Raw genomic sequence first — 23,541 nt, 5'->3', positions numbered from 1 at the left:
TGGCGAGCGCAATGGCGCTATCACCTTGGGCGCTCAAGGTGAATCCGAAATGCCCGAATTACCCGAGGTTGAGACGGTCCGTCGCGGTCTGATTCCCGCTATGGAGGGTGCGCGAATCGAGTGCGTCACCGCCCATCGCGGCGATCTGCGTTTCCCATTGCAGAAGGATTTTGCCGCCCGCCTGAACAAGCGGAAAGTGACGGGGTTGGGTCGCCGCGCCAAATACCTTTTGGCCGATCTCGATTCCGGCGACGTGCTCTTGATGCATCTGGGCATGTCCGGCTCGTTTCGTGTCATGGCGGGCGATCACGGAAAAACGCCGGGCGCGTTTCACCATCCGCGCGGCGAGAGCCGCACGCACGATCACGTCGTATTCGAGATGGATAACGGCGCGGTGATATCGTTCAACGATCCGCGCCGCTTCGGCTACATGAAGATCGTGGCCCGCGCCGATCTCGACGACGAGCCGTTCCTCAAGGCGCTCGGGCCCGAGCCGCTCGGCAATGCGTTCGACGCAGCGATGCTGGCGCAGGCCTGCAATGGCAAGAAAACCTCTCTGAAATCGGCGCTGCTCGACCAGCGCGTCGTCGCCGGGCTCGGCAATATCTATGTCTGCGAGGCGCTGTTTCGCGCACATCTGTCGCCCAAGCGGCAGGCGTCCACGCTTGCGAGCCGCAGTGGCGCGCCGGCCGAGCATGCCGTGCGGCTCGTGGCCGCGATCCGTACTGTGCTGAATGCAGCGATTGAGGCGGGTGGGTCGTCGCTGCGCGACCACCGCCAGACCTCTGGCGAACTCGGCTATTTCCAGCACTCGTTTCAGGTCTACGATCGCGAGGGCGAGCCATGCCGCACGCGCGGTTGCCGCGGCACCGTGAAACGCTTTACCCAGAACGGGCGCTCCACCTTCTGGTGCCCGAGCTGTCAGAAGTAGGTATTCGATATCATGCTGACGTCCGAAGAACTCGAACGCTATGCCCGTCACATCGTCCTGCGCGAAGTCGGTGGGCAGGGCCAGGCCGCGCTCAAGGCCGCGAAGGTGCTGGTGATCGGCGCGGGCGGGCTCGGTGCGCCAGCCCTGATGTATCTCGCCGCCGCCGGTGTCGGCACGCTCGGCGTGGTCGATGACGACACGGTGTCGCTGTCGAACCTGCAGCGCCAGATCATTCATGCCACGCCTGATGTCGGTCATCTGAAAACGCAGAGCGCGGCTGACAAAATCCGTGCGCTCAATCCGCATGTCGAATTCATCACGCATGACACGCGGCTCGATACGTCAAACGCCATGCAGATCATTGGCGGCTACGACATCGTCGTCGATGGCTCCGATAATTTCACCACGCGCTATCTGGTATCGGATGCCTGCTATCTCGCGGGAAAAACGCTGGTCGCGGGTGCCCTCGGGATTTTCGATGCCTCGCTGACGACGATCCGCGCGCACGAGAAGAATGCGGAAGGTGCGTCCAATCCGACCTATCGCTGTCTGTTTCCGGAAGCGCCGCCGCCCGGCACGATTCCGACTTGCGAGGAGGCGGGGCTCGTCGGCGCTTTCGCGGGCGTGCTCGGTTCAATGATGGCGCTGGAAGCGATCCGTGAGATCGTCGGCTTCGGCGAGGGACTGGTCGGGCGGCTATTGATGATCGACGCGCGCGCGATGCGCTTCGAGACGCTGCGCTACACGCGCGATCCGTCCAATCCGCTCAATGGTGACCATCCGACGATCAGAGATTTGTCCGCGCACCGTTAAGACGCGATTACAGCATGCTCGGTAGCACGCGATCCGGCGGCTTGTGGCCGTCGAGGAAAGTGCGGATGTTGATGATGACCTTTTCGCCCATGTCGACGCGGCCTTCGACCGTGGCCGAGCCCATATGCGGCAGCAGCACCACCTTGTAGGTCTTGGCGAGGCGCAGCAGTTTGGGGTGCACTGCGGGCTCGTGTTCGAACACGTCGAGCGCGGCGCCGGCGATCTCGCCGTCTTCGATCAGCTTCACCAGCGTCGCCTCGTCGATGATCTCGCCGCGCGCGGTGTTGATGATGTAGGCGTCCTTGCGGACCAGCTTCAGGCGGCGCCCGGAGAGCAGGTGATAGGTCGCAGGCGTATGCGGACAGTTCACCGAGATGAAGTCCATCCGCGCCAGCATCTGGTCGAGGCTCTCCCAGTAGGTCGCGCCCAATTCTTCTTCGATCGCCGGGCTGACAGGGCGGCGGTTGTGATAGTGGATCTGCATGCCGAAGGCATGCGCGCGCCGCGCCAGAGCTTGGCCGATGCGGCCCATGCCGATGATACCGAGCCGCTTGCCGCCGAGACGGTGGCCCAGCATCCAGGTCGGTGACCAGCCGGGCCATTCACCGCTTGTCAGCACGGACGCGCCCTCGATGAGCCGCCGCGGTACCGCAAGGATCAGCGCCATCGTCATATCGGCGGTGTCTTCGGTCAGGACCTTTGGCGTGTTGGTCACCGTGATGCCGCGCGCGACCGCCGCCGTGACGTCGAGATTGTCCACGCCGTTGCCGAAATGGGCGATCAGGCGGAGCTTGCCGTTGGCATGGCCGAGAATTTCGGCGTCGATCTCGTCGCTGACGGTAGGCACCAGCACGTCCGCGGTCTGGACCGCCTCGATCAGCTGCGCCTTGGTCATCGGGACGTCGTCGATGTTGAGGCGGGTGTCGAACAATTCGCGCATGCGCGTTTCGGTGCTGTCCGGCAATTTGCGCGTGACGACGATCAGCGGCTTTTTCTTACCCGACATTGCTCATCCTCAAGACCAGATCGACCGGCGTTCAGTCCGCATTAACCGGCTTGTTCGAATGTACGAATTGGACGCCAGCTGCAAGGTTTCCCGTTCCTAGCCCAAGGTGTCCCGTATTGGAGGCTTCGGTCCTCTCTATCAGAAGGCCGGATCAAGACAAGAACCAGGATGGCCTGATGACGATGACCGCGGCGGGGCGCGGCTCGTTCGAACGTCTGGGGCCATTGTGGCGGGGTTAAGTGACGGAATGCGGATGATGGAATTACGGTCTTCGATCTGGGCAATGCTGATGGCGCTCGCAACCTGGGGAATGACGGGCGGAACCGGACATGCGGCCAAGGACGTGCAGACCACGAGCGGGCTGCCGGTGCCGCGTTACGTCAGCTTGAAGTCCGATCACGTCAATGTCCGGGTCGGCCCGACCAAGGATCAGGACGTCAGCTGGATCTACACCCGGGCGGGATTGCCGGTCGAAGTGACGGCGGAATTCGAGAACTGGCGGCGGGTGCGCGATTCCGAAGGTGCGGAAGGTTGGGTGTATCACTCGTTGTTGTCCGGCCGTCGCACCGCCGTGGTCACCATGAAGAAAAAGGACGAGCTTGCCGCATTGCGGGATCGACCGGATGAGGACAGCGCCGTTGCGGCGCGTCTGCAAGCCGGTGTGATCGCCCAGGTGAAACGGTGCACCGGGACGTGGTGCCGCATCACCGGTGACGGCTTCGATGGCTGGATCGAGCAGCAGCGGCTGTGGGGCGTCTACTCTGACGAGAAGGTGAACTGACGCGCCCGTTTGCAGATCATGTCAGACACAAACAAAACGCCGACCGGGATATCCCGGTCGGCGTTTTGTTTTGATCCCGGATGACGGGCGCGGTTCAACGCTTCTTGCGGAGCCGGACCACCATGTCGATGCGGCTGATCTCGTAGCCTTCCGGCACTTCCGGCACCTGCTGCAGCATCAGGTTCTGGTCAGGAATATCGACCAGCTCGTGATTGCTCTCCAGGTAGAAGTGATGGTGCGAGGTGACATTGGTATCGAAATAGGTCTTGGTACCGTCGACGCTGACCTGACGCAGCAGGCCCGCTTCGGTGAGTTGGTTCAGTGTATTGTAGACGGTCGCGAGCGATACCGGCACCTTGGCGAGCGTCGCTTCTTCGTAGAGCATTTCCGCAGTCAGGTGACGATCGCCCTTGCCGAACAGGAGCCAGCCGAGCGCCATGCGCTGGCGGGTGGGGCGCAGCCCGACCGATTGCAACATCTCGTTGACGTCATGCCACGGACAGCCAGTGAGGACCGGTGCGTGGCCATGAACGTGCTCACGTACGCGGCTGGCATCGTCCTGACCATGACGTTCGATGTTGTCGATCTCGTTCACTTTTCGGATCCCTGAAAATACGCAACGCTCGGAAACGGAGTTCCCCAAGATGTAGGCGCATCGTATCGAAAGATGCAGTTACATGCAAGTTTTTCGCAACTGGATCAAAGACTTTGATTGGGTGTTTCACGAAACCAATCACTTTGCTTGGCTGAAATGGCTATGTTAGGACCGGTTCGCAACCGGCATCGGGCCGAGTGGGGGAGAGTCGATGCGCGAGCGGCAAAACAGCTATGATTACGAGGACTTGCTGGCTTGTGGCCGCGGCGAATTATTCGGACCCGGCAACGCCCAGTTGCCGCTGCCGCCGATGCTGATGTTCGACCGGATCACCGAAATTTCGGATACCGGAGGCGAATTCGGCAAAGGGGTCATCCGGGCCGAACTCGATGTTAAGCCGGATCTGTGGTTTTTCGGTTGTCACTTCAAGGGCGATCCTGTGATGCCGGGCTGCCTCGGCCTTGATGCGCTGTGGCAGATGGTGGGCTTCTTCCTCGGCTGGACCGGTGGCGCCGGACGCGGGCGCGCTCTCGGCCTCGGCGATCTGAAGTTCTCCGGCCAGGTGCTGCCGCATGTCACCAAGGTTCAGTACCACATCGATATCAAGCGTGTGATGCGCTCGAAGCTCGTGCTCGGCGTGGCCGATGGCTGGCTTTCGACGGATGGCGAGATTATCTATCGCGCTACTGATCTGAAGGTTGGGCTTTTTCAACAGGACGCGCCGGCGCAGACCGGAAAGTAATTCAGTGCGGGAGGCGCCTGGATTAAACTTCCAGGCCCGGGGAACGGCCGGACACAAGGCCAAAAACGGAATCAAGTGAGGCGATCATGCGACGAGTTGTCGTCACGGGGATGGGAATTGTCTCGTCCATCGGAAACAACACTCAGGAAGTTCTGGCAAGCCTGCACGAGGCGAAGCCCGGCATTACGCGCGCGGAGGAATACGCCAAGCTGGGATTCCGCTCGCAGGTGCAGGGCGCGCCGACGCTGAATCCCGCAGAGGTCGTCGATCGCCGTGCAATGCGTTTTCTTGCGGAAGGCGCGGCGTGGAATCACGTCGCGATGGACCAAGCGATCCGCGATTCCGGTCTCGAAGAATCCGACGTCTCCAATGTGCGCACCGGCATCATCATGGGATCGGGCGGTCCCTCGGCGCGCACCATCGTCGAAGCGGCCGACACCACGCGCACCAAGGGACCGAAGCGCGTTGGCCCGTTCGCGGTGCCGAAGGCGATGTCCTCAACCGCGTCTGCGACGCTTGCGACCTGGTTCAAGATCAAGGGCGTGAACTATTCGATCTCCTCGGCTTGCGCGACCTCGAACCATTGCATCGGCAATGCGTATGAGATGATCCAGTACGGCAAGCAGGACGTGATGTTCGCGGGCGGCTGCGAAGAACTCGATTGGTCGCTGTCGGTGCTGTTCGACGCGATGGGTGCGATGTCGTCGAAGTACAACGACACGCCGTCGACCGCTTCGCGTGCCTACGACGTCAACCGCGATGGTTTCGTCATCGCCGGTGGTGCGGGCGTCGTGGTGCTGGAAGAACTCGAACACGCCAAGGCGCGTGGCGCGAAGATTTACGGTGAGATCGTCGGCTACGGCGCGACCTCCGACGGCTACGACATGGTCGCTCCCTCGGGCGAAGGTGCGGAGCGCTGCATGCGCATGGCGCTGTCCACCGTGAAGGGGCCGATCGACTACATCAATCCGCACGCAACCTCGACGCCAGCGGGCGATCCGCCGGAAATCAACGCCATCCGCAACGTGTTCGGCACAGGCGACAAGTGCCCGCCGATCTCCGCCACCAAATCGCTGACCGGTCATTCCCTGGGTGCAACGGGTGTGCAGGAGGCGATCTATTCGCTGCTGATGATGAACAACGGGTTCATCTGCGAGAGCGCCAACATCCAGGAACTCGACCCGGTGTTCGCCGACATGCCGATCGTGCGCAAGCGCATCGACAACGCGAAGGTCGGTACCGTGCTGTCGAACTCGTTCGGTTTCGGCGGCACCAACGCCACACTGGTGTTCAAGCGGCTGGATGCCTGAATTCCCGACCCGTCCGCCCGGACGGGTTCTATCTTTGCGTAGGACGAATCGATGTCAGGACTGATGCATGGCAAGCGCGGGCTCATCATGGGCGTCGCCAACGATCACTCGATTGCCTGGGGCATCGCGAAAACGCTGGCCGCGCACGGCGCTGAGCTGGCCTTCACCTATCAGGGCGAAGCACTCGGCAAACGGGTGAAGCCACTCGCGGAATCGCTCGGCGCCAAACTGGTCCTGCCTTGCGACGTCGAGGATATCGCCAGCGTCGATGCAACGTTCGATGCGATCAAGAATGCATGGAGCAAGATGGACTTTCTCGTCCACGCCATCGGCTTCTCGGACAAGAACGAACTGAAGGGCCGCTATGTCGACACCACGCGCGCGAATTTTTCGCGTACGATGGTGATCTCCTGCTTCTCATTCACGGAAGTGGCTGCGCGGGCGGCAAAGTTGATGCCAGATGGCGGCACGATGGTGACGCTGACATTCGGCGGCTCCACCCGTGTGATGCCGAACTATAACGTGATGGGTGTCGCCAAGGCGGCACTGGAAGCTTCGGTGCGGTATCTCGCCGCCGATTTCGGCCGCGACGGCATTCGTGTCAATTCGATTTCAGCGGGGCCAGTTCGCACACTGGCGGGCGCGGGCATCGGCGATTCGCGGGCAATGTTCGCGTTCCAGCAGAAACATTCGCCGCTCGGCCGCGGCGTGACGCTCGACGAACTCGGCGGTACCGCGCTTTATCTGTTGTCCGATCTGTCGGGTGGCGTCACCGGCGAGACTCATTTCGTCGATGCCGGCTACAACATCATCTCGATGCCGCATCCCGATGCGCTGAAGGATAACGGCAACGCCGACTAAGCCTCAGGCCGTCAATTTTGCTGCGGTCTGGAATGCCGGCCGCGCCGCGCAGGCGTCGAGATAGCGGTCGAAATTCGGCCGCGTTGGAATCATCTTGAACATGCGGATGGCGAAATTCATGCCCGCGCCGATGACGACGTCGGCGGCCGTGAAGTCAGGGCCGAGCAGCCACGGCCCTTTCGCCAGAGTCTGATCGAGAACGTCGAAGGTCTGCGTCGTGCTGCCCCATGCGGCGCTCACAGTGGGAATGTCGAGCTTGAGATAGGCTTGCAGGATCGCGGGCTCGATGCAGCTCGGCGCGAAGAACATCCATTGCAGATATTTGGCGCGCCGCGGATCGCTGAGGGGTGGCGCGAGCTTCGCCTGCGGATAGCGGTCCGCGACATAGGTGCAGATCGCGGCGGATTCCGCCATCACAGCGTCGCCATCGGCTAGTGCGGGCACCTTGCCCATCGGGTTGATGGCGAGGTATTCCGGCGTCTTGTTCGCGCCGGCGGAAATATCGGTGAGAACGCGCTCATAGGGCTCGCCTGTCTCCTCCATCAGCCACAGCGTGGTGAACGAGCGCGAGCGTGGCGACCAGTAGAGCTTCATCGTCGAGCCTCCCGAAGTGGAATTCGCGGATGCTTTGAGGCAAGCACCGAAAAAGGGCAAGAGCGAGGGTGGAAAGAAAAACCTCCGCGAAAAATCGCGGAGGTTTGATGTGTCAGCCGTTTTACAGCGAAGATTATTCGGCCGCCTGCAGGGTCCGTGGTTTGTCCGCGAGATCGAAGCGATCGGCGTTCATCACCTTGGCCCACGCCTTGACGAAGTCCTTCACAAACTTCTCCTTGGCGTCCGAGCTTCCATAGACTTCCGCGAGTGCGCGGAGCTGCGAGTGCGCACCGAAGATCAGGTCGATGCGGGTCGCGGTCCACTTCACAGCCTTGGTCTTGCGGTCGCGGCCTTCATAGGTGTCGCCCGCTGGCTGCCATTCCGTGCCCATATCGAGCAGGTTGATGAAGAAGTCGTTGGTCAGCTTGCCAGGCGTCTTGGTGAAGACGCCGTGCTTGGAATCGCCGAAATTGGCGCCGAGCACGCGCAGCCCGCCGACAAGGGCCGTCATCTCCGGTGCCGTCAACGTCAGCAATTGCGCCCTGTCCACCAGAGCTTCTTCCGGCTTCATGAACTGCGTCTTGCCGCCGATATAGTTGCGGAAGCCATCAGCACGCGGCTCAAGCGGCGCGAACGAATCCACGTCCGTCTGCTCCTGCGTGGTGTCCATGCGGCCCTGTGCGAACGGCACCGTGACCGACACGCCGGCATCCTTCGCAGCCTTCTCCACGCCGGCATTGCCCGCGAGCACGATCAGGTCGGCGAGCGAGATCTTATTGCCGCTCTCCTTCTGGATCGCTTCAAGTTTGGCAAGCACGGTTGCCAGCTGCTTCGGCTGGTTGACTTCCCAGTCCTTCTGCGGCGCGAGGCGAATGCGCGCGCCATTGGCGCCGCCGCGTTTATCGGAGCCGCGGAACGTCGAGGCCGAGGCCCACGCGGTTGAAACAAGCTGCGGCACGGTGAGTCCGGAGGCGAGAATCTTCGCCTTCAGATCCGCGATGTCCTTGTCGCTAAGGTGCGCACGATCATTGGCGGGGATCGGGTCCTGCCAGATCAGTGTTTCCTTCGGCACCAGCTTGCCGCGGTAGCGCACGCGTGGGCCCATGTCGCGGTGGGTGAGCTTGAACCAGGCGCGGGCGAAGGCGTCCGCGAACTGATCCGGATTTTCGTAGAAGCGCCGCGAGATCTTCTCGTAGATCGGGTCAAACCGCAGCGACAGGTCGGTGGTGAGCATGGTCGGGACATGCTTTTTCGACTTGTCGTGGGCATCCGGGGTGATGGCAGGGGCATTTTTCGCCTGCCACTGATGCGCGCCCGCCGGGCTCTTGGTCAGCTCCCATTCGAACTTGAACAGCGTCTCGAAGAAGTTGTTGTCCCACTTCGTCGGCGTCTGGGTCCAGGTGACTTCGAGGCCGCTGCCGATCGCATCGCCGCCCTTGCCGGTGCCGTACTTGCTTTTCCAGCCGAGGCCCTGATCCTCAATCGCGGTCGCTTCCGGCGCAGGTCCGACCAGTGACGCATCGCCCGCGCCATGGGTCTTGCCGAAGGTATGGCCGCCCGCGATCAGCGCGACGGTTTCCTCGTCGTTCATCGCCATCCGGAAGAAGGTCTCGCGGATATCCTTGGCGGCCGCGACCGGGTCCGGCTTGCCGTTCGGGCCTTCCGGGTTGACGTAGATCAGGCCCATCTGCACCGCAGCGAGTGGTTCCGAGAGCTGGCGTTCGCCGCTGTAGCGCTCGTCACCGAGCCAGGTTCCTTCGGGACCCCAGTAGAGTTCTTCCGGCTCCCAGACGTCGGCGCGTCCGCCGGCGAAGCCGAAGGTCTTGAAGCCCATCGATTCCAGCGCAACGTTGCCGGCGAGGATCATGAGGTCGGCCCACGAAATCTTGCGACCGTACTTCTGCTTGATGGGCCACAGCAGTCGGCGTGCGCGGTCGAGAAGCACGTTATCCGGCCACGAGTTGAGCGGGGCGAAGCGCTGCTGGCCCGCGCCCGCGCCGCCACGGCCGTCGGTGATGCGATAGGTGCCGGCCGAATGCCATGCCATGCGGACCATCAGGCCGCCGTAATGACCGAAGTCAGCCGGCCACCAGTCCTGACTGTCGGTCATCAGGGCATGCAGATCCTTGATGACGGCATCGAGATCGAGGCTCTCGAATTCCTTGATGTAATCGAAGGCTTCGCCCATCGGATCGGCGGCCGGGGTATGCCCGTGCAGAACGCCCAGGTCGAGATGTTCGGGCCACCAGTCGCGGTTGCTGCGACCCTTGGTGTGCATGACGGGGCATTTGCCTGCGCCTTTGTCGTCGGTTTTGGCGTCCATGAATTCTCTCCGATTGCTTGTGATTTTTGATTGTCCGTCGCGCTGTCCCGACTGCGGCTTTGCCGCAGTCTCCGCGCTTTGACCCGAGGAGGTCAGTTTGACGGGTTCATGTGTCGTCAGTTTGGATTTATTCCAGTATCAGGTCCAGTCGAATTGCCTTTGGTCTGCGATAAGTTAATCTGATCGGCATGATCACATTGAAACAATTGCGCTATCTAGCCGCGCTGGCGCAGCACGAGCATTTCGGGCGTGCCGCGGAAGCCTGCGCGGTGACGCAACCCGCGCTTTCGATGCAAATCCGCGATCTTGAGGGAGAACTGGGGCTTGCGCTGGTGGAGCGCCGCCCCGGGGCGGTGACGCTGACCGACGCCGGACGTGAAATTGCACAACGGGGCGAGGACGTGCTGGCGAAGGCGCGCGATCTCGTGGATTTCGCGCATCATCGTGCGCGGCCGCTGGCGGGGCGGCTCACGCTCGGTATGATTCCTTCGCTCGCGCCTTATGCGTTGCCGAAATTCCTGCCGCTCCTGCAGGCACGCTTTCCCGACTTGCAGCTCGAACTGCGCGAGACGCAGACCCGCCAGTTGCTGGATGAAGTGAAAAACGGCGCGCTCGATGTGGCGATGCTGGCTTTGCCGGTGCAGGAGAATGATATCGACAGCCTCGCGCTGTTCGATGACACATTCCTGCTTGCGGTGCCGGTGAGCGATCCGCGCGACGAGAAGAAGCGGGTTCTGGCGAGCGATATCGATCAGGAGCGGTTGATCCTGCTCGAAGACGGCCATTGTCTGCGCGATCAGGCGCTGGCGTTTTGCGCGACCGCCGGCGTCGGGCGCAATGCGAGTGGCATGACGTTCGGCGCGAGCAGCCTTGCGACGGTGATGCAGATGGTCGCGAGCGGGTACGGCATCACGCTCATTCCGCAGATCGCCGCCGATGTCGAATTGCGCGACGAACGGGTGAAGATGTTGCGCTTCAAGGAGCCGCAGCCGGGGCGCAGCATCGGCCTCGTGTTTCGCCGCACCTCGCCGCGCAAGGAAGACTTTCAGGTTCTCGGCGAACTGGTGAAGGAATGCTTCGAGCCACGTCGCGATAAGAGAAAGGGCGGCTGAATCTCAGCCGCCTCAAATGATTCAGCAAACGGCTCAGAGCGTCAGCGTACCGGCCTTCGCGGCGGCGTAGCGCTCGCCGATTTTCTGCCAGTTTACGACGTTCCACCACGCCTTGAGATAGTCGGCGCGGCGGTTCTGATAGTTCAGATAATAGGCGTGTTCCCACACGTCGTTGCCGAACAGGACGCGCTTGCCGTACATCAGCGGCGTGTCCTGATTGGCTGTCGTTTCGATGCCGAGCTTGCCGTCCTTGGTGACGGTGACAAACACCCAGCCGGAGCCGAACTGGCCGGCGCCTGCGGTGTTGAATGCTGTCTTCATCTTTTCGAGATCGCCGAAGTCGCGGGTGATTGCGGCCAGCACCTCGCCATCCGGCGTCCCGCCATTCGGCGCCATGATCTCCCAGAACATCGTGTGGTTGGCGTGGCCGCCGAGATTGTTGCGGACGCCGACGCGGATGCTGTCGGGCACGTTGACCAGATTGGCCAGGATTGTTTCGACCGGCGTCTGGCCGAGCTGCGGCGCGGTCTTCGCGAAGTTGTTCATGTTGGCGACGTACGCACCATGATGCTTGTCATGGTGGATTTCCATGGTGCGGGCGTCGATGTGCGGCTCAAGCACGTTGGTTGCGTAGGGCAGCGGCGGCAGCTTGAAGGGGCCTTCGGCTGCAGCAGGTGCGGTGGGAGCCTGTGCAAGCGTGATGCGGGGCAATGCGGCCGTGGCGGCGACGATGCCGGCAGCGCCTGCGAGCAGATGGCGGCGGGAAAGGCTGATCATGCGAACGTCTCCCTGACTGGCTTGCGCGATTAGGTCGCGCAGTCCTTGAAAGCTACGCCAGCACCGCTGCTGGCGTTTGCGGTATCCCAACAAAAAAGAGGCGGCAAAATGCCGCCTCTTCGCAAACTTTTGATGGGTCGCCTTACTCGGCGGCGGGAGCGTTCTCGGCCTTCTGCTTGGCCTCGAGGTCTTCGCCGGTGGTCTGGTCCACCGCCTTCATCGACAGGCGAACCTTGCCGCGATCGTCGAGGCCGAGCAGCTTGACCTTGACCTTGTCGCCTTCCTTGACGACGTCGGAGGTCTTCTGCACGCGGTTAGGCGCGAGCTGGCTGATATGAACGAGGCCGTCCTTCGGGCCGAAGAAGTTCACAAACGCGCCGAACTCCATCACCTTCACGATGGTGCCGTCGTAGATCTGGCCGACTTCCGGCTCCGAGGTGATCGACTTGATCCACTTGATCGCCGCGCGGATCGATTCGCCGTTGGCGGAAGCGACCTTCACGGTGCCGTCGTCCTCGATGTTGATCTTGGCGCCGGTCTTTTCGACGATCTCACGGATGATCTTGCCGCCGGTGCCAATCACGTCGCGAATCTTGTCGGTCGGGATCTGCAGCACTTCGATGCGCGGCGCATGTTCGCCGAGCTCCGCACGCGCGGCGGTGAGGGCCTTCGCCATCTCGCCGAGAATGTGCATGCGGCCGTCCTTGGCCTGCGTCAAAGCGATCTTCATGATCTCTTCGGTGATGCCGGCGATCTTGATGTCCATCTGCAGCGAGGTGACACCCTTGTCGGTGCCCGCCACCTTGAAGTCCATGTCGCCGAGATGATCCTCGTCACCGAGAATGTCGGAGAGAACCGCAAAGCGCGAACCTTCGAGGATCAGGCCCATCGCGATGCCCGCAGTCGGCCGCTTCAGCGGCACGCCGGCGTCCATCAGCGCGAGCGAGGAGCCGCACACGGTCGCCATCGAGGAGGAGCCGTTCGACTCGGTGATCTCCGAGACGACGCGCAGCGTGTACGGGAATTCGTGGTGCGCCGGCAGAACCGGATGGATCGCGCGCCAAGCGAGCTTGCCGTGGCCGATTTCGCGGCGGCCCGGCGAGCCGATGCGGCCCGTTTCACCGACCGAGAAGGGCGGGAAGTTGTAGTGCAGCAGGAAGGTTTCCTTGTACGTGCCCGAGAGCGCGTCGATGAACTGTTCGTCCTCGCCGGTGCCGAGCGTGGTGACCACCAGCGCCTGGGTTTCGCCGCGGGTGAACAGCGCCGAGCCGTGAGCGCGCGGCAGCACGCCGACTTCGGCGACGATCGGGCGGACGGTCTTGACGTCGCGGCCGTCGATGCGGACGCCGGTGTCGAGGATGTTGTTGCGAACGACGTCGGCTTCCAGTTCCTTGAATACGCCGGCGACGCGCAGCTTGTCGAACTTCGGCTCCTGGCCTTCGGGGAAGAAGTGGTCCATGACCTTCTTCTTCACCGCGCCGACTGCCGCATAACGATCCTGCTTCACCGGGATCGCATAGGCCTTGCGCAGTTCGGCTTCGCCGACGGCGCGCATGTCCCTATCGATTTCGCTGTTGTCGATCGTCTCGATCTCGCGCGGCTCCTTGGCGGCCTTCTCGGCGAGGTCGATGATTGCCTTGATGACCGGCTGGAAGTGCTTGTGGCCGAACATCACGGCGCCGAGCATCACTTCTTCCGGCAGTTCCTTGGCTTCGGATTCGACCATCAGCACGGCGTCGGCAGTACCGGCGACGACGAGGTCGAGCTGTGTGTCGGCCATCTCGTCAAGCGTCGGGTTCAGGATGAACTCGTTGTTGACGAAAGCGACGCGCGCCGCGCCGACCGGACCCATGAACGGCACACCCGAGAGCGTCAGTGCAGCGGAGGCTGCCACCATCGCGACGATGTCGGGATCGTTCTCCATGTCGTGCGACAGCGTGGTGACGATCACCTGGGTATCGCAGCGATAGCCCTTGATGAACAGCGGACGGATCGGACGGTCGATCAGGCGGGAAACCAGCGTTTCCTTCTCGGAGGGACGGCCTTCGCGCTTGAAATAGCCGCCGGGAATGCGGCCGGCTGCGAAGGTTTTTTCCTGGTAGTTCACGGTGAGCGGCAGGAAGTCGATGCCTTCCTTCGGCGTCTTCGCGGACACGACGGTCGCGATGACGACGGTTTCGCCGTAGGTGGCGATCACGGCGCCGTCGGCCTGACGCGCGACCTTGCCGGTTTCCAGCTTGAGCGGACGTCCGCCCCAGTCGAGTTCGACGGAATGGGTATTAAACATTCGAGTGTTCTTTCATCGTTTTCGGATAATCAGGCGTGGCCGGAAAAAGCAAAAGCCATGCGCAAGATTGCGAGACGTTGAGCACGTGTGCATCAGCGTCCGGCGATCCTGCCATGGCTTCTGAATTTCGTGATGGCTGCCATCCTTCCGATGGTGCGGGCACCTTGCCCGTCATGCCCAGCCGCCGGATTGCTGCTGGGTTTCACGCAAGCGAGCCATGCTTTGCGTGTTCGTACAGTGTCGGCCGTCGCCGGATGCGAATTGACGTTCGCGCCGGTGGCGGCCGGAAGCGCGGCCTTAGCGGCGGATGTTGTGCTTCTCAAGCAGCGCCTTGTAGCGCGCCTCGTCCTTCTTCTTGACGTAGTCGAGAAGCGAACGGCGCGTGGACACGAGCTTCAGGAGGCCGCGGCGGGAATGGTTGTCCTTGCCGTGGGTCTTGAAATGCTCGGTGAGGTTGGCGATGCGCTCGGAGAGGATCGCAACCTGAACTTCCGGCGAACCCGTGTCGCCAGCCTTTTTGGCATTGGTCTTGATGACTTCCGCTTTGCGTTCTGCGGTAATCGACATCGTCAGATATCCTTAATTGCGTTCCGGGTTCGCAACGAGCCCGGTGAGGTTGAACACGCGCTTGGGGATGAGTTCGCCATTGCCAAGCTCGGCGAGGGCCAAAAGCCTTCCTCCGACGGTGACATAGACTGTGCCGTTTAGAATTGGCGCATCCCGTCCGCGCAACAAAACCGCTTGGCCTCTTGCGAGCCTTGCGGCATCCGCCCGTGTGACGGCCAGTGCCGGGATGTCGTCCAGCGCGGTCTCAACGGGCAAAAGCGCGTCGGCGAGGCTGCCCTCGCCAGACGCGGCTCTATCGCACAAAGCCTCCAATTCCGCCAGCGGAATCATGTCGGCCTCGTCGAACGGGCCGCACTGGGTGCGGCGGAGAGCCGAAATATGGCCGTAGCAGCCTAGAAGGCGGCCCATGTCGCGGGCCAGCGCCCGGACATAGGTTCCCTTGCCGCATTCGGTTTCGAACACCGAATGATCCTTATCCAGTTGTTCCGTAAGGGTTAATTCGTGAATCTCGACCTCGCGGGGCTGCAGGGCGACTGTTTCGCCGTCGCGGGCGAGGTCATAGGCGCGTTCGCCCTGGATCTTGATGGCCGAGAACTGCGGCGGGGTCTGCAGGATCGTCCCGGTGAACTGCGGCAACAGCGTCTGGATCGCCTCGGCGGTCGGCCGGGCGTCGGAGGTCTGGGTCGGGCGGCCCTCGACGTCGTCGGTGTCGCGTTCCTCGCCCCAGCGCACCGTGAAGCGGTAGCGCTTGCGACCGTCCATCACGAACGGCACCGTCTTGGTGGCTTCACCAAGGGCAATAGGCAACCCGCCGGAGGCGAGCGGGTCCAGCGTGCCGGCATGGCCGACACGCTTGGCGTTGAACAGTCGCTTCAGCACTGCGACCGCATGGGTCGAGGTCATGCCGACGGGTTTGTCGAGCACGACCCAGCCGTGAACGTCGCGGCGCTCGCGCTTGAACTGTTGTTTCTTCTGGCGCGGGCGATGGTCACCGCTGCTGTCTGCGCGGTTCTGCGCGGGTGCTTCCTGCGAAATATTTTTTTCAGAAGTCGCGCGCGAATCGTCGTGCGGCGCCGCGCGCGTGCCCTGAGCGGGTGTTGCAGTCATCAAGTGTCGTCCGAATCGTGGTTGAGATCTTTTTGGACCGCAGGCGTTCGCAATAATTTCTCGATCCGTTCCGCTTCGTCGAATCGCTCGTCGGCGCGGAAGCGAAGATCAGGTGCGAATTTCAGGTTAACGCGATGCGCAACCTCGCCACGGAGAAACTTCTTGTTGTTTGCGAGCGCAGCGATCACCGCTTTGGTGTCGTGTCCACCGAGCGGCATCACATAGACGGTCGCGAGCTTGAGGTCGGGCGACATCCGCACTTCGGGTACGGTGATGATGTGGCCGCTCAGTGTGTCGTCATGCACGCCGCCCTGCGAGAGGATGTCGGAGATCGCATGGCGGATCAGTTCGCCGACGCGCAACTGGCGCTGTGAACCGCCGGGTGCAGATGATGAAGATTTGCCGCGCTGATGACGGGGCATTTTCGTTCCTTCAAAGCGTCATGCCGCGCTTGTCGCGGACATCCACGCCTTCTTGAGATGCAATGGTAAGACGTGGATGGCCGGGACAAGCCCGGCCATGACGTCTTTCGTTTCAACGCGCCCGTAAGGTTTGGACTTACAGGGAGCGCTGGATGGTCTCCACGCGATAGCATTCGATCACGTCGCCAGGACGCATGTCCTGATAGTTCTCGAACGACATGCCGCATTCCTGTCCGGCGGTAACTTCCTTGGCATCGTCCTTGAAGCGCTTGAGCTGCGACAGCTTGCCCTCGTGGATCACGACGTTGTCGCGGATCAGGCGGACATTGGCGCCGCGCTCGACGGTGCCGTCGGTGACGCGGCAACCGGCGATCTTGCCGACCTTGGAAATGTGGAAAACCTCGAGCACCTGCGCGTTGCCGAGCATGGTTTCGCGCAGCGTCGGCGCGAGCAGGCCGGACATCGCCTTTTTCACGTCGTCCACGAGGTCGTAGATGATGTTGTAGTAGCGGATCTCGATGCCGTCGCGCTTGGCCAGCGCCGCCGCTTCCTTGTTGGCGCGGACGGAGAAGCCAATGATCGCGGCGTTGAAGCCTTCTGCGAGCGTGACGTCGGACTCCGAAATGCCGCCGACGCCCGCATGCAGGATGCGCGCTGCGACTTCGTCGGTGCCGAGCTTGTCGAGCGAGCCGATAATGGCTTCCAGTGAGCCCTGCACGTCCGCCTTCACGACCAGCGGGAAGTCCTTGCGGCCCGAGGTCTTGAGCTGGCTCATCATCTGTTCGAGCGAGCCGCGCATGCCGGCAGAGGTCGCAGCCGACTTCTCGCGCTTCTGGTGGGCGCGATATTCGGTGACCTGACGGGCACGTGCTTCGTTCTCGACGACCGCGAGACGATCGCCGGCTTCCGGCGGACCGTTGAAGCCGAGAACCTCGACCGGCATCGAAGGCCCGGCCTCCTGAATGGTCTGGCCCTGATCGTTGATGAGCGCGCGCACACGGCCCATTTCCGCACCCGCGACGATGATGTCGCCGACGCGCAGCGTGCCGCGCTGGACCAGCACGGTCGCGACCGGACCGCGGCCGCGATCGAGCTTGGCTTCGATCACGGTGCCTTCGGCCGGACGGTCTGGATTGGTCTTGAGTTCAAGCAGTTCGGCCTGCAGCGCGATCATCTCGAGCAATTTGTCGAGATTGGTCTTGTTCTTGGCCGAGACTTCGACATCGACGACGTCGCCGCCGAAGGATTCGACCTGCACTTCGTGCTGCAAGAGTTCAGTGCGCACGCGCTCGGGCTTGGCGTCCGGCTTGTCGATCTTGTTGATCGCCACGATCATCGGAACCTTCGCGGCCTTGGCGTGATTGATGGCTTCGATGGTCTGCGGCATCACGCCGTCGTCGGCTGCGACGACGAGGATGACGATGTCGGTGACCTTGGCGCCGCGTGCGCGCATCGCGGTGAACGCGGCGTGGCCGGGCGTGTCGATGAAGGTGATCTTGGCGCCGGAAGGCGAGGTCACCTGATAGGCGCCAATGTGCTGGGTGATGCCGCCGGCTTCGCCGGAGACCACGTTGGCGTGACGCAGCGCGTCGAGCAACGAGGTCTTGCCGTGGTCGACGTGGCCCATCACGGTGACGACCGGCGCGCGCGGCGTGGTGTCGGATGCGCGATCCTCGGCGACGTCGAACAGGCCTTCTTCCACGTCAGACGCGGCAACGCGCTTGACCGTGTGACCCATTTCTTCAGCGATGAGCTGTGCGGTGTCGGCGTCGATGGTGTCGGTGATCTTGACGAGCTGGCCCTGCTTCATCAGCAGCTTGACGAGGTCGACCGAGCGTTCCGCCATGCGGTTCGCCAGTTCCTGCAGCGTAATCGCTTCCGGAATGATGACTTCGCGGACGAGCTTTTCCTTCGGCTCGTTCGACTGATGGCCCTTGGTCAGGCGCTGGGTGCGGCGACGGAACGAGGCGATCGAGCGTTCGCGCACGTCGTCGGCATTGAGAGCAGTCGTCAGCGTCAGGCGGCCGCGCTGTTTGGCAGGGCCGGGTTTCTGCGTGGTTTTCGGTGGCGTGACGGCGCGGATCGCGCCGCCGGGCCCGCGGCGTACGCGTGGCGCCTCGTCTTCGTCGGAGCCGTCGGCGGCGACGCCAGGCGCGCGCGCTGCCGGCGCACCAGGACGCGCGGCGGGAGCAGCAGCCGGCTTGGCAGCCGTCTTCGCCGTCGTTTTGGCTTCGGCTTCGCCGAACCGCTTGGTGGCTTCGCGCTCAGCCTTGGCCTTGGCCTCGGCTTCGACGCGATGACGCTCTTCCTCGGCCTTGCGGCGAGCTTCGGCGGCTTCGCGTTCCTGCTGTTCCTTATATTCTTTGGTATTGCGGCGCGCGGCTTCCGCTTCTGCGGCGCGGCGCTCTTCTTCCTCGCGGACGCGCGCATCGGCGAGCGCGTTCGCGCGCGCGCTCTGCTCGTCTTCGGTCAGCGTGCGCAATACCATGCCGGAGGGGCGGGCAGCCGGTGCCTTCGGCGCCGGTGCGCGCGGCGCGGCCGGTGCGACTGGTGGCGCAGGAGCGGCTTCGGCTGCGGGAGCCGGCGCGGGATCACCCGGGAGGCGTCGCTTGGTTTTCTTCTCGACCACCACCGATTTGCTGCGGCCGTGGCTGAAGCTCTGGCGCACCACGCCGGTCTCTGTGCGCGGTTTCAGCGACAGAGTTTTCGAACCGACGCTCAGCGGCTTGTCGCCAGGATTTTTCGTATCAGCCATTCAACAGTCCAATCTCGTTCGGTGCGCCGCGACGCGGCCCGTTAGTTGCCACCCGTCTTGCCGTTCGTCGAGCCGTCCGGATTGCGGAAACGGTCGAGGGTTCGCCAGCGGGACAGGAAGGTTCTTGTCGCAGGCCCTGAAAGCAGGGCTGCATGTACCACATTTGACCGCCCGAGGGCCAAATCCAATTCATCGATTTTAAAGGCCTGAATCCGTGGTGAATCCACCATTTGCGGGCTTTTCCCCGCGGCGGAGGCCGATTTGGCGTCGAGTTTGCGGATTCCGTCGTCCGCGCCATCACTGGCGTGGATCAGCGCCACCGCGCTCCCCGCAGCGATCGCGTCCTCGACCTTGCCGAAACCGCAAACGATTTCGCCTGCTTTGCCCACCATCGCGAGCGCATCCAGTGCGCTGCGCGCCAGCAGATGATCGGTTTGCTCTGCCAGATCGGGCGGCAGCGTCACGGCGCGCTTGAATGCCTTTGCAAACAGGCCGCGTTTGGCCGCCTCCGTGACTGCGGCCCGCGACAGCGACACCCACAGCCCACGGCCCGGCAGCTTTCGCCGCACGTCCGGGACGACCTCGCCCGCAGGCGAGAGCACGAAGCGGATCAGCTCATCGGTGCTCTTGACCTGCCGCGAGACGACGCACGTCCGCGTGCTCCCGGGCTTGGCCCGGGGACCGCGATCGAGGTCCGTTGTCTCGGAGGTTGTAAGCATCGATGGGCATGTCCTTTATGCCGGGTGGTCTTCGGATGCGGCGTCTTCGTCCGCTTCCGCAGGTTTGGCGAGATCGGCTTCGGTGATCCAGCCGGCCGCAAGACGCGCCCGCATGATGATCGCTTCCGCCTCGTCGCGCGAAACTTCGCCGGCATCGAGGAAGCCCGCGTGCTTGACGGTCTCGCCGTCCTTGCGCTCCGACCAGCCGACCAGATCGTCGGTGGCGCAGCCGGCGAGATCCTCGACCGTCTTGACGTCGTTCTCACCGAGCTTCACCAGCATCTTGCCTGTGACGCCCGGAATGTCCTTGAGAGCATCGTCCACGCCGAGCTCTTTCCGCTTCGCTTCCAGCTCGGCATCGAGCTGCTCGAGATATTCGCGCGCGCGGCTCTGCAACTCGTTGGCGGTTTCCTCGTCGAAGCCTTCGATGCTCGAGAGCTCGCGCACGTCGACCAGAGCGAGTTCCTCAACGGAGGAGAAGCCTTCGGAAGCCAGCAACTGGCCGACGACCTCGTCGACGTTGAGGGCTTCCATGAACACGCGCGTCGAATTCTCGAAATCCGCCTGGCGGCGTTCCGATTCTTCCTGCTCGGTCAGGATATCGATGTCCCAGCCCGTCAACTGCGATGCAAGGCGCACATTCTGGCCGCGACGGCCGATCGCAAGGGATAGTTGGGTATCGGGGACGACAACTTCAATGCGTTCGCGGTCTTCGTCGATGACGACCTTGGCGACTTCCGCCGGCGCGAGCGCGTTGACGACGAAGGTCGCGATGTCGGGCGACCACGGAATGATGTCGATCTTCTCGCCCTGCAGTTCGTTCACCACCGCCTGCACGCGTGAGCCGCGCATGCCGACGCAGGCACCGACCGGATCGACCGAGGAATCGCGAGAGATCACGCCGATCTTGGCGCGCGAGCCCGGATCGCGGGCGACCGCCTTGATCTCGACGATGCCGTCGTAGATTTCCGGCACTTCTTGCGCGAACAGCTTCGCCATGAACTGCGGATGGGTGCGGGAGAGGAAGATTTGCGGGCCGCGGGTTTCGCGGCGGACATCGAAGATATAGGCGCGGATGCGGTCGCCGTTGCGCAACGCCTCACGTGGGAGCATCTCGTCGCGGCGCACGATGGCTTCGCCGCGTCCGAGGTCGACGATGACGCTGCCATATTCGACGCGCTTGACGATGCCGTTGACGATCTCGCCGATGCGGTCCTTGAATTCCTGATACTGGCGGTCACGCTCGGCTTCGCGCACCTTCTGCACGATCACCTGCTTGGCGGACTGCGCGGCGATGCGGCCATATTCGAGCGGCGGCAGGGTGTCGGCGATAGTGTCGCCGATCTGCGCGGTCGGGTTGGCCTTCTGCGCATCCTTCAGCGAAATCTGGTTGGCGGCGTTCTCGACCGTTTCCACCACCAGCATGTGCCGCGACAGGCGAAGCTCGCCCTTCTTGGCGTCGATTTCCGCATGCACGTCGGTCTCGGAGCCGTAACGGGCGCGCGCCGCTTTCGCGATGGCATCTTCCATCGCCGCGATCACGATCGAACGGTCGATCGACTTTTCGCGTGCGACGGCATCGGCGATTTGCAGCAGTTCCAGTTTATTGGCGCTGACAGCGGCCATGGCTTACTCTCCTTCGTGGGGATCGGATAAGGCTCCGCGCCGTTTGGCATCGGCGGCAAGCCTGTGAGCTTTGGTGTTTTTGGGCAGCGGCTTCTTCGCTGGTTTCGGTTGGCGCGGTTTCGCCTTGTCCCGCATCTCGCGTGCTTTCTTGGCGTGCGGCGGCGGCGGCGGCAGCACGCCTGCATCCTCGAGCTGCTCGCGCTCGGCATCGCGACCGCGACGCATGGATTCGGCGATCAACTCGTTGGTCAGGACAAGATTTGCGCTCGAGACATCTGCAAGCGGCAACTGTACGTCCGCCTCCTGTGCGCCCTTGTGCTCCTTGGCGTCGTCGCGGGTCACGCGCACGAGACCGTTCTCGATGCCTTGAAGCATGCCGCGGAAGCGTTTGCGGCCGTCATGAGGAACTGCCATCTCGATCTTCACGAGGTGGCCGGTATAGCGCTCGAAATCCGACTGGCGCACCAGCGGCCGGTCGATGCCGGGGGAGGAAATCTCAAGCCGGTAGGCGCGCTGGATCGGGTCGGCGACATCCATCACCGGCGACAGCGCCTTGGAAATTGCCTCGCAATCGTCGATCAGCATGGTGCCGTCCGGCCGCTCGGCCATGATCTGTACCGTGCAGCCGGCCTCGCCGGAGATCTTGATGCGGACGAGCTGATAGCCGAGCCCCTCGAGCACCGGCTCGGCGACCGCCGCCACCCGCGCCGCAACACCCGGCTCGACGACCAGGCGGCGTTCGACCGCAGATGTTGCGGTCTCGGGATGGGAAGCGGGTTCGGTCATGTCGGCGTCAGCGGTCCGTCTGCGATGGTTAAGAAAAGGTTCATGACGCTGCCGGAGCAGCGGCGGTTTGTCGGGCAGGAAGGTCTCGTTTTTCCTGCGGCTCAGGCGCCCGCGTCAGGTAACAAAAAAGAGCGGGTCCGGAAGGGCCCACTCTCCTACGCGATCGTATGAGATGATTTATTGAGCAAGGATATAGCCCGTTTCCGGCCTTCCGGCAAGGCCCGGCAGGGGGAACCCTGGTGTCCCGACGGAAATGAATGATTGGCTAAACCCTTCATTCATGAGCGGTCCCTAGATTGGGAACTAGCGCTCGAACCCTGCGCGGACCTGATTTGATGGCAGCAACGTCCCTGATTCCCGAACTTGATGCGATCGCGAAAAGCGGCTCCGCGGAAAAACGCGCGACCACGATCACCAAGCTCGCCGAATTGTTCGTGCAGGGTGCGCCGATCTTTGGCCCGCAACACGTCGATCTTTTCGATAGCATCCTGATTGGCCTTGTGCCGTCGGCCGAACCTGCGGCGCGTGCGGGTGTCGCTGCGCGTTTTGCGAGCCTGCCGAATGCCCCGCCCGGCGTCATCAATTATCTCGCTCGTGAAGACGAGATCCGCATCGCAGGCCCGATTCTCAGCAAGTCACCGTTGATCGGCGAAGAGCTGCTGCTGGAGATTGCGCGCGCCAAGGGACAGGCGCATCTCGCGGCGATCTCCGAACGCGATACGCTCGCGGCACCGCTGACTGACGTCATTCTGCGGCGGGCCGATCGCGAAGTGGTGCGCGTGCTGGCGAAGAACTCCGGCGCGACGTTTTCGGCGGCAGGCTATTCGGGTCTCATCAACCGCGCGGCCGATGACGGTGTGCTGGCGCTCTCGCTCGGTCAGCGCGAGGACATTTCCCCCGACGGCTTGAAAGACCTGTTGTCGAAGTCGGTAGACATCGTACGCCGCCGTATGTTCGAAACGGCGAAGCCGAAGCAGCGGCTCGCGATCAACCAGGCGATGCTGGAAATTTCCTCGGCGCCGCGCGCGCTTCTGGTGAAGCGCGACTTCGCGCTGGCGCAGCGGCTCGTTCTGGCGCTGCATCAGTCCGGCGGCTTGAACGAAGCGGCGCTGCTCAACTTCGCCAAAGAGCACAAATACGAAGAGGCTGTTGCCGCACTGTCTGCGATGTCAGGCGTGCGGTTGATGACGGTTGATCAGCTGATCCTCGGCGATCGCTACGATCCGATCCTTCTGATCGCGCGCGCGATCGGTCTGGAATGGGCGACAGCGCGGGCGCTGATCGTGCTGCGTCTGGGGCCGGGCAAGATGCCTTCGCCGCCGGATATCGAGGAAGCGCGGCTCAATTACGAGCGGCTTTCGACCTCTACGGCCCAACGTGTGCTGGTGTTCTGGCGCGCGCGCGAAAAGTAAATTCGCGCAGAAACG

Annotated in this window: 22 protein-coding genes; 8 read left to right on the top strand and 14 right to left on the bottom strand. The window is 62.8% G+C overall.

The genetic code is table 11. From position 1 onward, the window contains the following. Nucleotides 1-49: 49 nt before the first annotated feature. The gene (gene mutM, locus HMPREF9697_RS12910) at nt 50-931 is read left to right on the top strand and encodes a bifunctional DNA-formamidopyrimidine glycosylase/DNA-(apurinic or apyrimidinic site) lyase (RefSeq protein ID WP_002717673.1); all 882 of its coding nucleotides are present in this window, start codon (nt 50-52) and stop codon (nt 929-931) included. A gap of 12 nt (nt 932-943) precedes the next feature. After that, nucleotides 944-1,744 (top strand): HesA/MoeB/ThiF family protein, encoded by an 801-nt coding sequence (locus tag HMPREF9697_RS12905; protein ID WP_002717672.1) that lies wholly within the window; start codon nt 944-946, stop codon nt 1,742-1,744. Nucleotides 1,745-1,751: 7 nt separating this feature from the next. Here the strand turns inward: HMPREF9697_RS12905 and HMPREF9697_RS12900 are convergent, their stop codons facing one another. Then, entirely contained in the window at nt 1,752-2,750 is a 999-nt protein-coding gene (locus tag HMPREF9697_RS12900) for a 2-hydroxyacid dehydrogenase (protein WP_002717671.1), read from the bottom strand. A 289-nt stretch (nt 2,751-3,039) separates the two neighbouring features. Here HMPREF9697_RS12900 and HMPREF9697_RS12895 point away from each other — a divergent pair, with 289 nt between their 5' ends. Beyond that, on the top strand, nt 3,040-3,531 hold the full coding sequence (locus tag HMPREF9697_RS12895; protein WP_430642220.1) for an SH3 domain-containing protein: 492 nt from the start codon (nt 3,040-3,042) through the stop codon (nt 3,529-3,531). A gap of 94 nt (nt 3,532-3,625) precedes the next feature. Here the strand turns inward: HMPREF9697_RS12895 and irrA are convergent, their stop codons facing one another. After that, on the bottom strand, nt 3,626-4,117 hold the full coding sequence (gene irrA / locus HMPREF9697_RS12890) for an iron response transcriptional regulator IrrA (RefSeq protein ID WP_283804951.1): 492 nt from the start codon (nt 4,115-4,117) through the stop codon (nt 3,626-3,628). Nucleotides 4,118-4,337: 220 nt separating this feature from the next. Between irrA and fabA the strand changes: the two genes are divergently transcribed. The 3 genes from fabA (at nt 4,338) to fabI (ending at nt 7,039) form a co-directional block, all read left to right on the top strand. After that, nucleotides 4,338-4,868 carry a 3-hydroxyacyl-[acyl-carrier-protein] dehydratase FabA gene (gene fabA / locus HMPREF9697_RS12885; protein WP_002717668.1) on the top strand — a complete coding sequence of 177 codons (531 nt, stop codon included), beginning with the start codon at nt 4,338-4,340 and terminating at the stop codon, nt 4,866-4,868. Between the two features lie 86 nt (nt 4,869-4,954). Then, nucleotides 4,955-6,178, top strand: a complete 1,224-nt coding sequence (gene fabB / locus HMPREF9697_RS12880; protein ID WP_002717667.1) for a beta-ketoacyl-ACP synthase I — start codon at nt 4,955-4,957, stop codon at nt 6,176-6,178. A gap of 51 nt (nt 6,179-6,229) precedes the next feature. Next, nucleotides 6,230-7,039, top strand: coding sequence for an enoyl-ACP reductase FabI (gene fabI, locus HMPREF9697_RS12875; protein ID WP_002717666.1), 810 nt, complete (start codon nt 6,230-6,232; stop codon nt 7,037-7,039). 3 nt (nt 7,040-7,042) lie between these two features. On the opposite strand, the gene HMPREF9697_RS12870 is transcribed toward fabI, so the two are convergent. Both HMPREF9697_RS12870 and katG read right to left on the bottom strand, forming a co-directional pair. Next, nucleotides 7,043-7,633 carry a glutathione S-transferase family protein gene (locus tag HMPREF9697_RS12870; RefSeq protein ID WP_002717665.1) on the bottom strand — a complete coding sequence of 197 codons (591 nt, stop codon included), beginning with the start codon at nt 7,631-7,633 and terminating at the stop codon, nt 7,043-7,045. A 133-nt stretch (nt 7,634-7,766) separates the two neighbouring features. After that, complete coding sequence (gene katG, locus HMPREF9697_RS12865) at nt 7,767-9,956, bottom strand: catalase/peroxidase HPI (protein WP_002717664.1); 2,190 nt, start codon at nt 9,954-9,956, stop codon at nt 7,767-7,769. A 188-nt stretch (nt 9,957-10,144) separates the two neighbouring features. Between katG and HMPREF9697_RS12860 the strand changes: the two genes are divergently transcribed. After that, complete coding sequence (locus HMPREF9697_RS12860) at nt 10,145-11,068, top strand: LysR substrate-binding domain-containing protein (protein WP_002717663.1); 924 nt, start codon at nt 10,145-10,147, stop codon at nt 11,066-11,068. Nucleotides 11,069-11,101: 33 nt separating this feature from the next. Here HMPREF9697_RS12860 and HMPREF9697_RS12855 read toward each other — a convergent pair whose 3' ends face one another. From HMPREF9697_RS12855 to rimP, 10 genes are all read right to left on the bottom strand, one after another. Continuing rightward, nucleotides 11,102-11,845: a superoxide dismutase gene (locus tag HMPREF9697_RS12855; protein ID WP_002717662.1), complete on the bottom strand. Its 744-nt coding sequence runs from the start codon at nt 11,843-11,845 to the stop codon at nt 11,102-11,104. Nucleotides 11,846-11,987: 142 nt separating this feature from the next. Beyond that, nucleotides 11,988-14,132: a polyribonucleotide nucleotidyltransferase gene (gene pnp / locus HMPREF9697_RS12850; protein ID WP_002717661.1), complete on the bottom strand. Its 2,145-nt coding sequence runs from the start codon at nt 14,130-14,132 to the stop codon at nt 11,988-11,990. Next, complete coding sequence (locus HMPREF9697_RS20970) at nt 14,125-14,307, bottom strand: hypothetical protein (protein WP_147293859.1); 183 nt, start codon at nt 14,305-14,307, stop codon at nt 14,125-14,127. Before HMPREF9697_RS20970 ends, pnp begins: the two co-directional genes overlap by 8 nt. Before the next feature lie 122 nt (nt 14,308-14,429). Continuing rightward, nucleotides 14,430-14,699, bottom strand: a complete 270-nt coding sequence (gene rpsO, locus HMPREF9697_RS12845; protein WP_002717660.1) for a 30S ribosomal protein S15 — start codon at nt 14,697-14,699, stop codon at nt 14,430-14,432. A gap of 12 nt (nt 14,700-14,711) precedes the next feature. Further along, entirely contained in the window at nt 14,712-15,806 is a 1,095-nt protein-coding gene (gene truB, locus HMPREF9697_RS12840; protein ID WP_002717659.1) for a tRNA pseudouridine(55) synthase TruB, read from the bottom strand. Beyond that, a complete protein-coding gene (gene rbfA, locus HMPREF9697_RS12835) occupies nt 15,806-16,228 on the bottom strand; it encodes a 30S ribosome-binding factor RbfA (protein ID WP_002717658.1) in 423 nt (140 codons plus the stop codon). The genes truB and rbfA overlap by 1 nt, the downstream gene beginning before the upstream one ends. 136 nt (nt 16,229-16,364) lie before the next feature. Then, nucleotides 16,365-18,983 (bottom strand): translation initiation factor IF-2, encoded by a 2,619-nt coding sequence (infB, locus tag HMPREF9697_RS12830; RefSeq protein WP_002717657.1) that lies wholly within the window; start codon nt 18,981-18,983, stop codon nt 16,365-16,367. A gap of 41 nt (nt 18,984-19,024) precedes the next feature. Then, nucleotides 19,025-19,702: an RNA-binding protein gene (locus tag HMPREF9697_RS12825; RefSeq protein ID WP_002717656.1), complete on the bottom strand. Its 678-nt coding sequence runs from the start codon at nt 19,700-19,702 to the stop codon at nt 19,025-19,027. Between the two features lie 15 nt (nt 19,703-19,717). Further along, nucleotides 19,718-21,328 (bottom strand): transcription termination factor NusA, encoded by a 1,611-nt coding sequence (nusA, locus tag HMPREF9697_RS12820; protein WP_002717655.1) that lies wholly within the window; start codon nt 21,326-21,328, stop codon nt 19,718-19,720. A gap of 3 nt (nt 21,329-21,331) precedes the next feature. Then, on the bottom strand, nt 21,332-22,114 hold the full coding sequence (gene rimP / locus HMPREF9697_RS12815; protein WP_002717654.1) for a ribosome maturation factor RimP: 783 nt from the start codon (nt 22,112-22,114) through the stop codon (nt 21,332-21,334). Between the two features lie 335 nt (nt 22,115-22,449). Between rimP and HMPREF9697_RS12810 the strand changes: the two genes are divergently transcribed. Continuing rightward, complete coding sequence (locus HMPREF9697_RS12810) at nt 22,450-23,526, top strand: DUF2336 domain-containing protein (RefSeq protein ID WP_002717653.1); 1,077 nt, start codon at nt 22,450-22,452, stop codon at nt 23,524-23,526. Nucleotides 23,527-23,541 lie beyond the last annotated feature (15 nt).

Origin of the sequence: Afipia felis ATCC 53690 (assembly GCF_000314735.2) — a bacterium.
In the GTDB taxonomy this organism is placed as follows: Bacteria; Pseudomonadota; Alphaproteobacteria; order Rhizobiales; family Xanthobacteraceae; genus Afipia; species Afipia felis.
Note: the sequence above shows the minus strand (reverse complement) of the source record. Positions and strands in the feature narration are given on the sequence as shown.

What these genes read in the sequence shown, in the direction of transcription:
- mutM (WP_002717673.1), top strand. Translation starts at nt 50, where the DNA reads ATGCCCGAATTACCCGAGGTTGAGACGGTCCGTCGCGGTCTGATTCCC.
- HMPREF9697_RS12905 (WP_002717672.1), top strand. Translation starts at nt 944, where the DNA reads ATGCTGACGTCCGAAGAACTCGAACGCTATGCCCGTCACATCGTCCTG.
- HMPREF9697_RS12900 (WP_002717671.1), bottom strand. Translation starts at nt 2,750, where the DNA reads ATGTCGGGTAAGAAAAAGCCGCTGATCGTCGTCACGCGCAAATTGCCG.
- HMPREF9697_RS12895 (WP_430642220.1), top strand. Translation starts at nt 3,040, where the DNA reads ATGGCGCTCGCAACCTGGGGAATGACGGGCGGAACCGGACATGCGGCC.
- fabA (WP_002717668.1), top strand. Translation starts at nt 4,338, where the DNA reads ATGCGCGAGCGGCAAAACAGCTATGATTACGAGGACTTGCTGGCTTGT.
- fabB (WP_002717667.1), top strand. Translation starts at nt 4,955, where the DNA reads ATGCGACGAGTTGTCGTCACGGGGATGGGAATTGTCTCGTCCATCGGA.
- fabI (WP_002717666.1), top strand. Translation starts at nt 6,230, where the DNA reads ATGTCAGGACTGATGCATGGCAAGCGCGGGCTCATCATGGGCGTCGCC.
- HMPREF9697_RS12870 (WP_002717665.1), bottom strand. Translation starts at nt 7,633, where the DNA reads ATGAAGCTCTACTGGTCGCCACGCTCGCGCTCGTTCACCACGCTGTGG.
- katG (WP_002717664.1), bottom strand. Translation starts at nt 9,956, where the DNA reads ATGGACGCCAAAACCGACGACAAAGGCGCAGGCAAATGCCCCGTCATG.
- HMPREF9697_RS12860 (WP_002717663.1), top strand. Translation starts at nt 10,145, where the DNA reads ATGATCACATTGAAACAATTGCGCTATCTAGCCGCGCTGGCGCAGCAC.
- HMPREF9697_RS12855 (WP_002717662.1), bottom strand. Translation starts at nt 11,845, where the DNA reads ATGATCAGCCTTTCCCGCCGCCATCTGCTCGCAGGCGCTGCCGGCATC.
- pnp (WP_002717661.1), bottom strand. Translation starts at nt 14,132, where the DNA reads ATGTTTAATACCCATTCCGTCGAACTCGACTGGGGCGGACGTCCGCTC.
- HMPREF9697_RS20970 (WP_147293859.1), bottom strand. Translation starts at nt 14,307, where the DNA reads ATGACGGGCAAGGTGCCCGCACCATCGGAAGGATGGCAGCCATCACGA.
- rpsO (WP_002717660.1), bottom strand. Translation starts at nt 14,699, where the DNA reads ATGTCGATTACCGCAGAACGCAAAGCGGAAGTCATCAAGACCAATGCC.
- truB (WP_002717659.1), bottom strand. Translation starts at nt 15,806, where the DNA reads ATGACTGCAACACCCGCTCAGGGCACGCGCGCGGCGCCGCACGACGAT.
- rbfA (WP_002717658.1), bottom strand. Translation starts at nt 16,228, where the DNA reads ATGCCCCGTCATCAGCGCGGCAAATCTTCATCATCTGCACCCGGCGGT.
- infB (WP_002717657.1), bottom strand. Translation starts at nt 18,983, where the DNA reads ATGGCTGATACGAAAAATCCTGGCGACAAGCCGCTGAGCGTCGGTTCG.
- HMPREF9697_RS12825 (WP_002717656.1), bottom strand. Translation starts at nt 19,702, where the DNA reads ATGCTTACAACCTCCGAGACAACGGACCTCGATCGCGGTCCCCGGGCC.
- nusA (WP_002717655.1), bottom strand. Translation starts at nt 21,328, where the DNA reads ATGGCCGCTGTCAGCGCCAATAAACTGGAACTGCTGCAAATCGCCGAT.
- rimP (WP_002717654.1), bottom strand. Translation starts at nt 22,114, where the DNA reads ATGACCGAACCCGCTTCCCATCCCGAGACCGCAACATCTGCGGTCGAA.
- HMPREF9697_RS12810 (WP_002717653.1), top strand. Translation starts at nt 22,450, where the DNA reads ATGGCAGCAACGTCCCTGATTCCCGAACTTGATGCGATCGCGAAAAGC.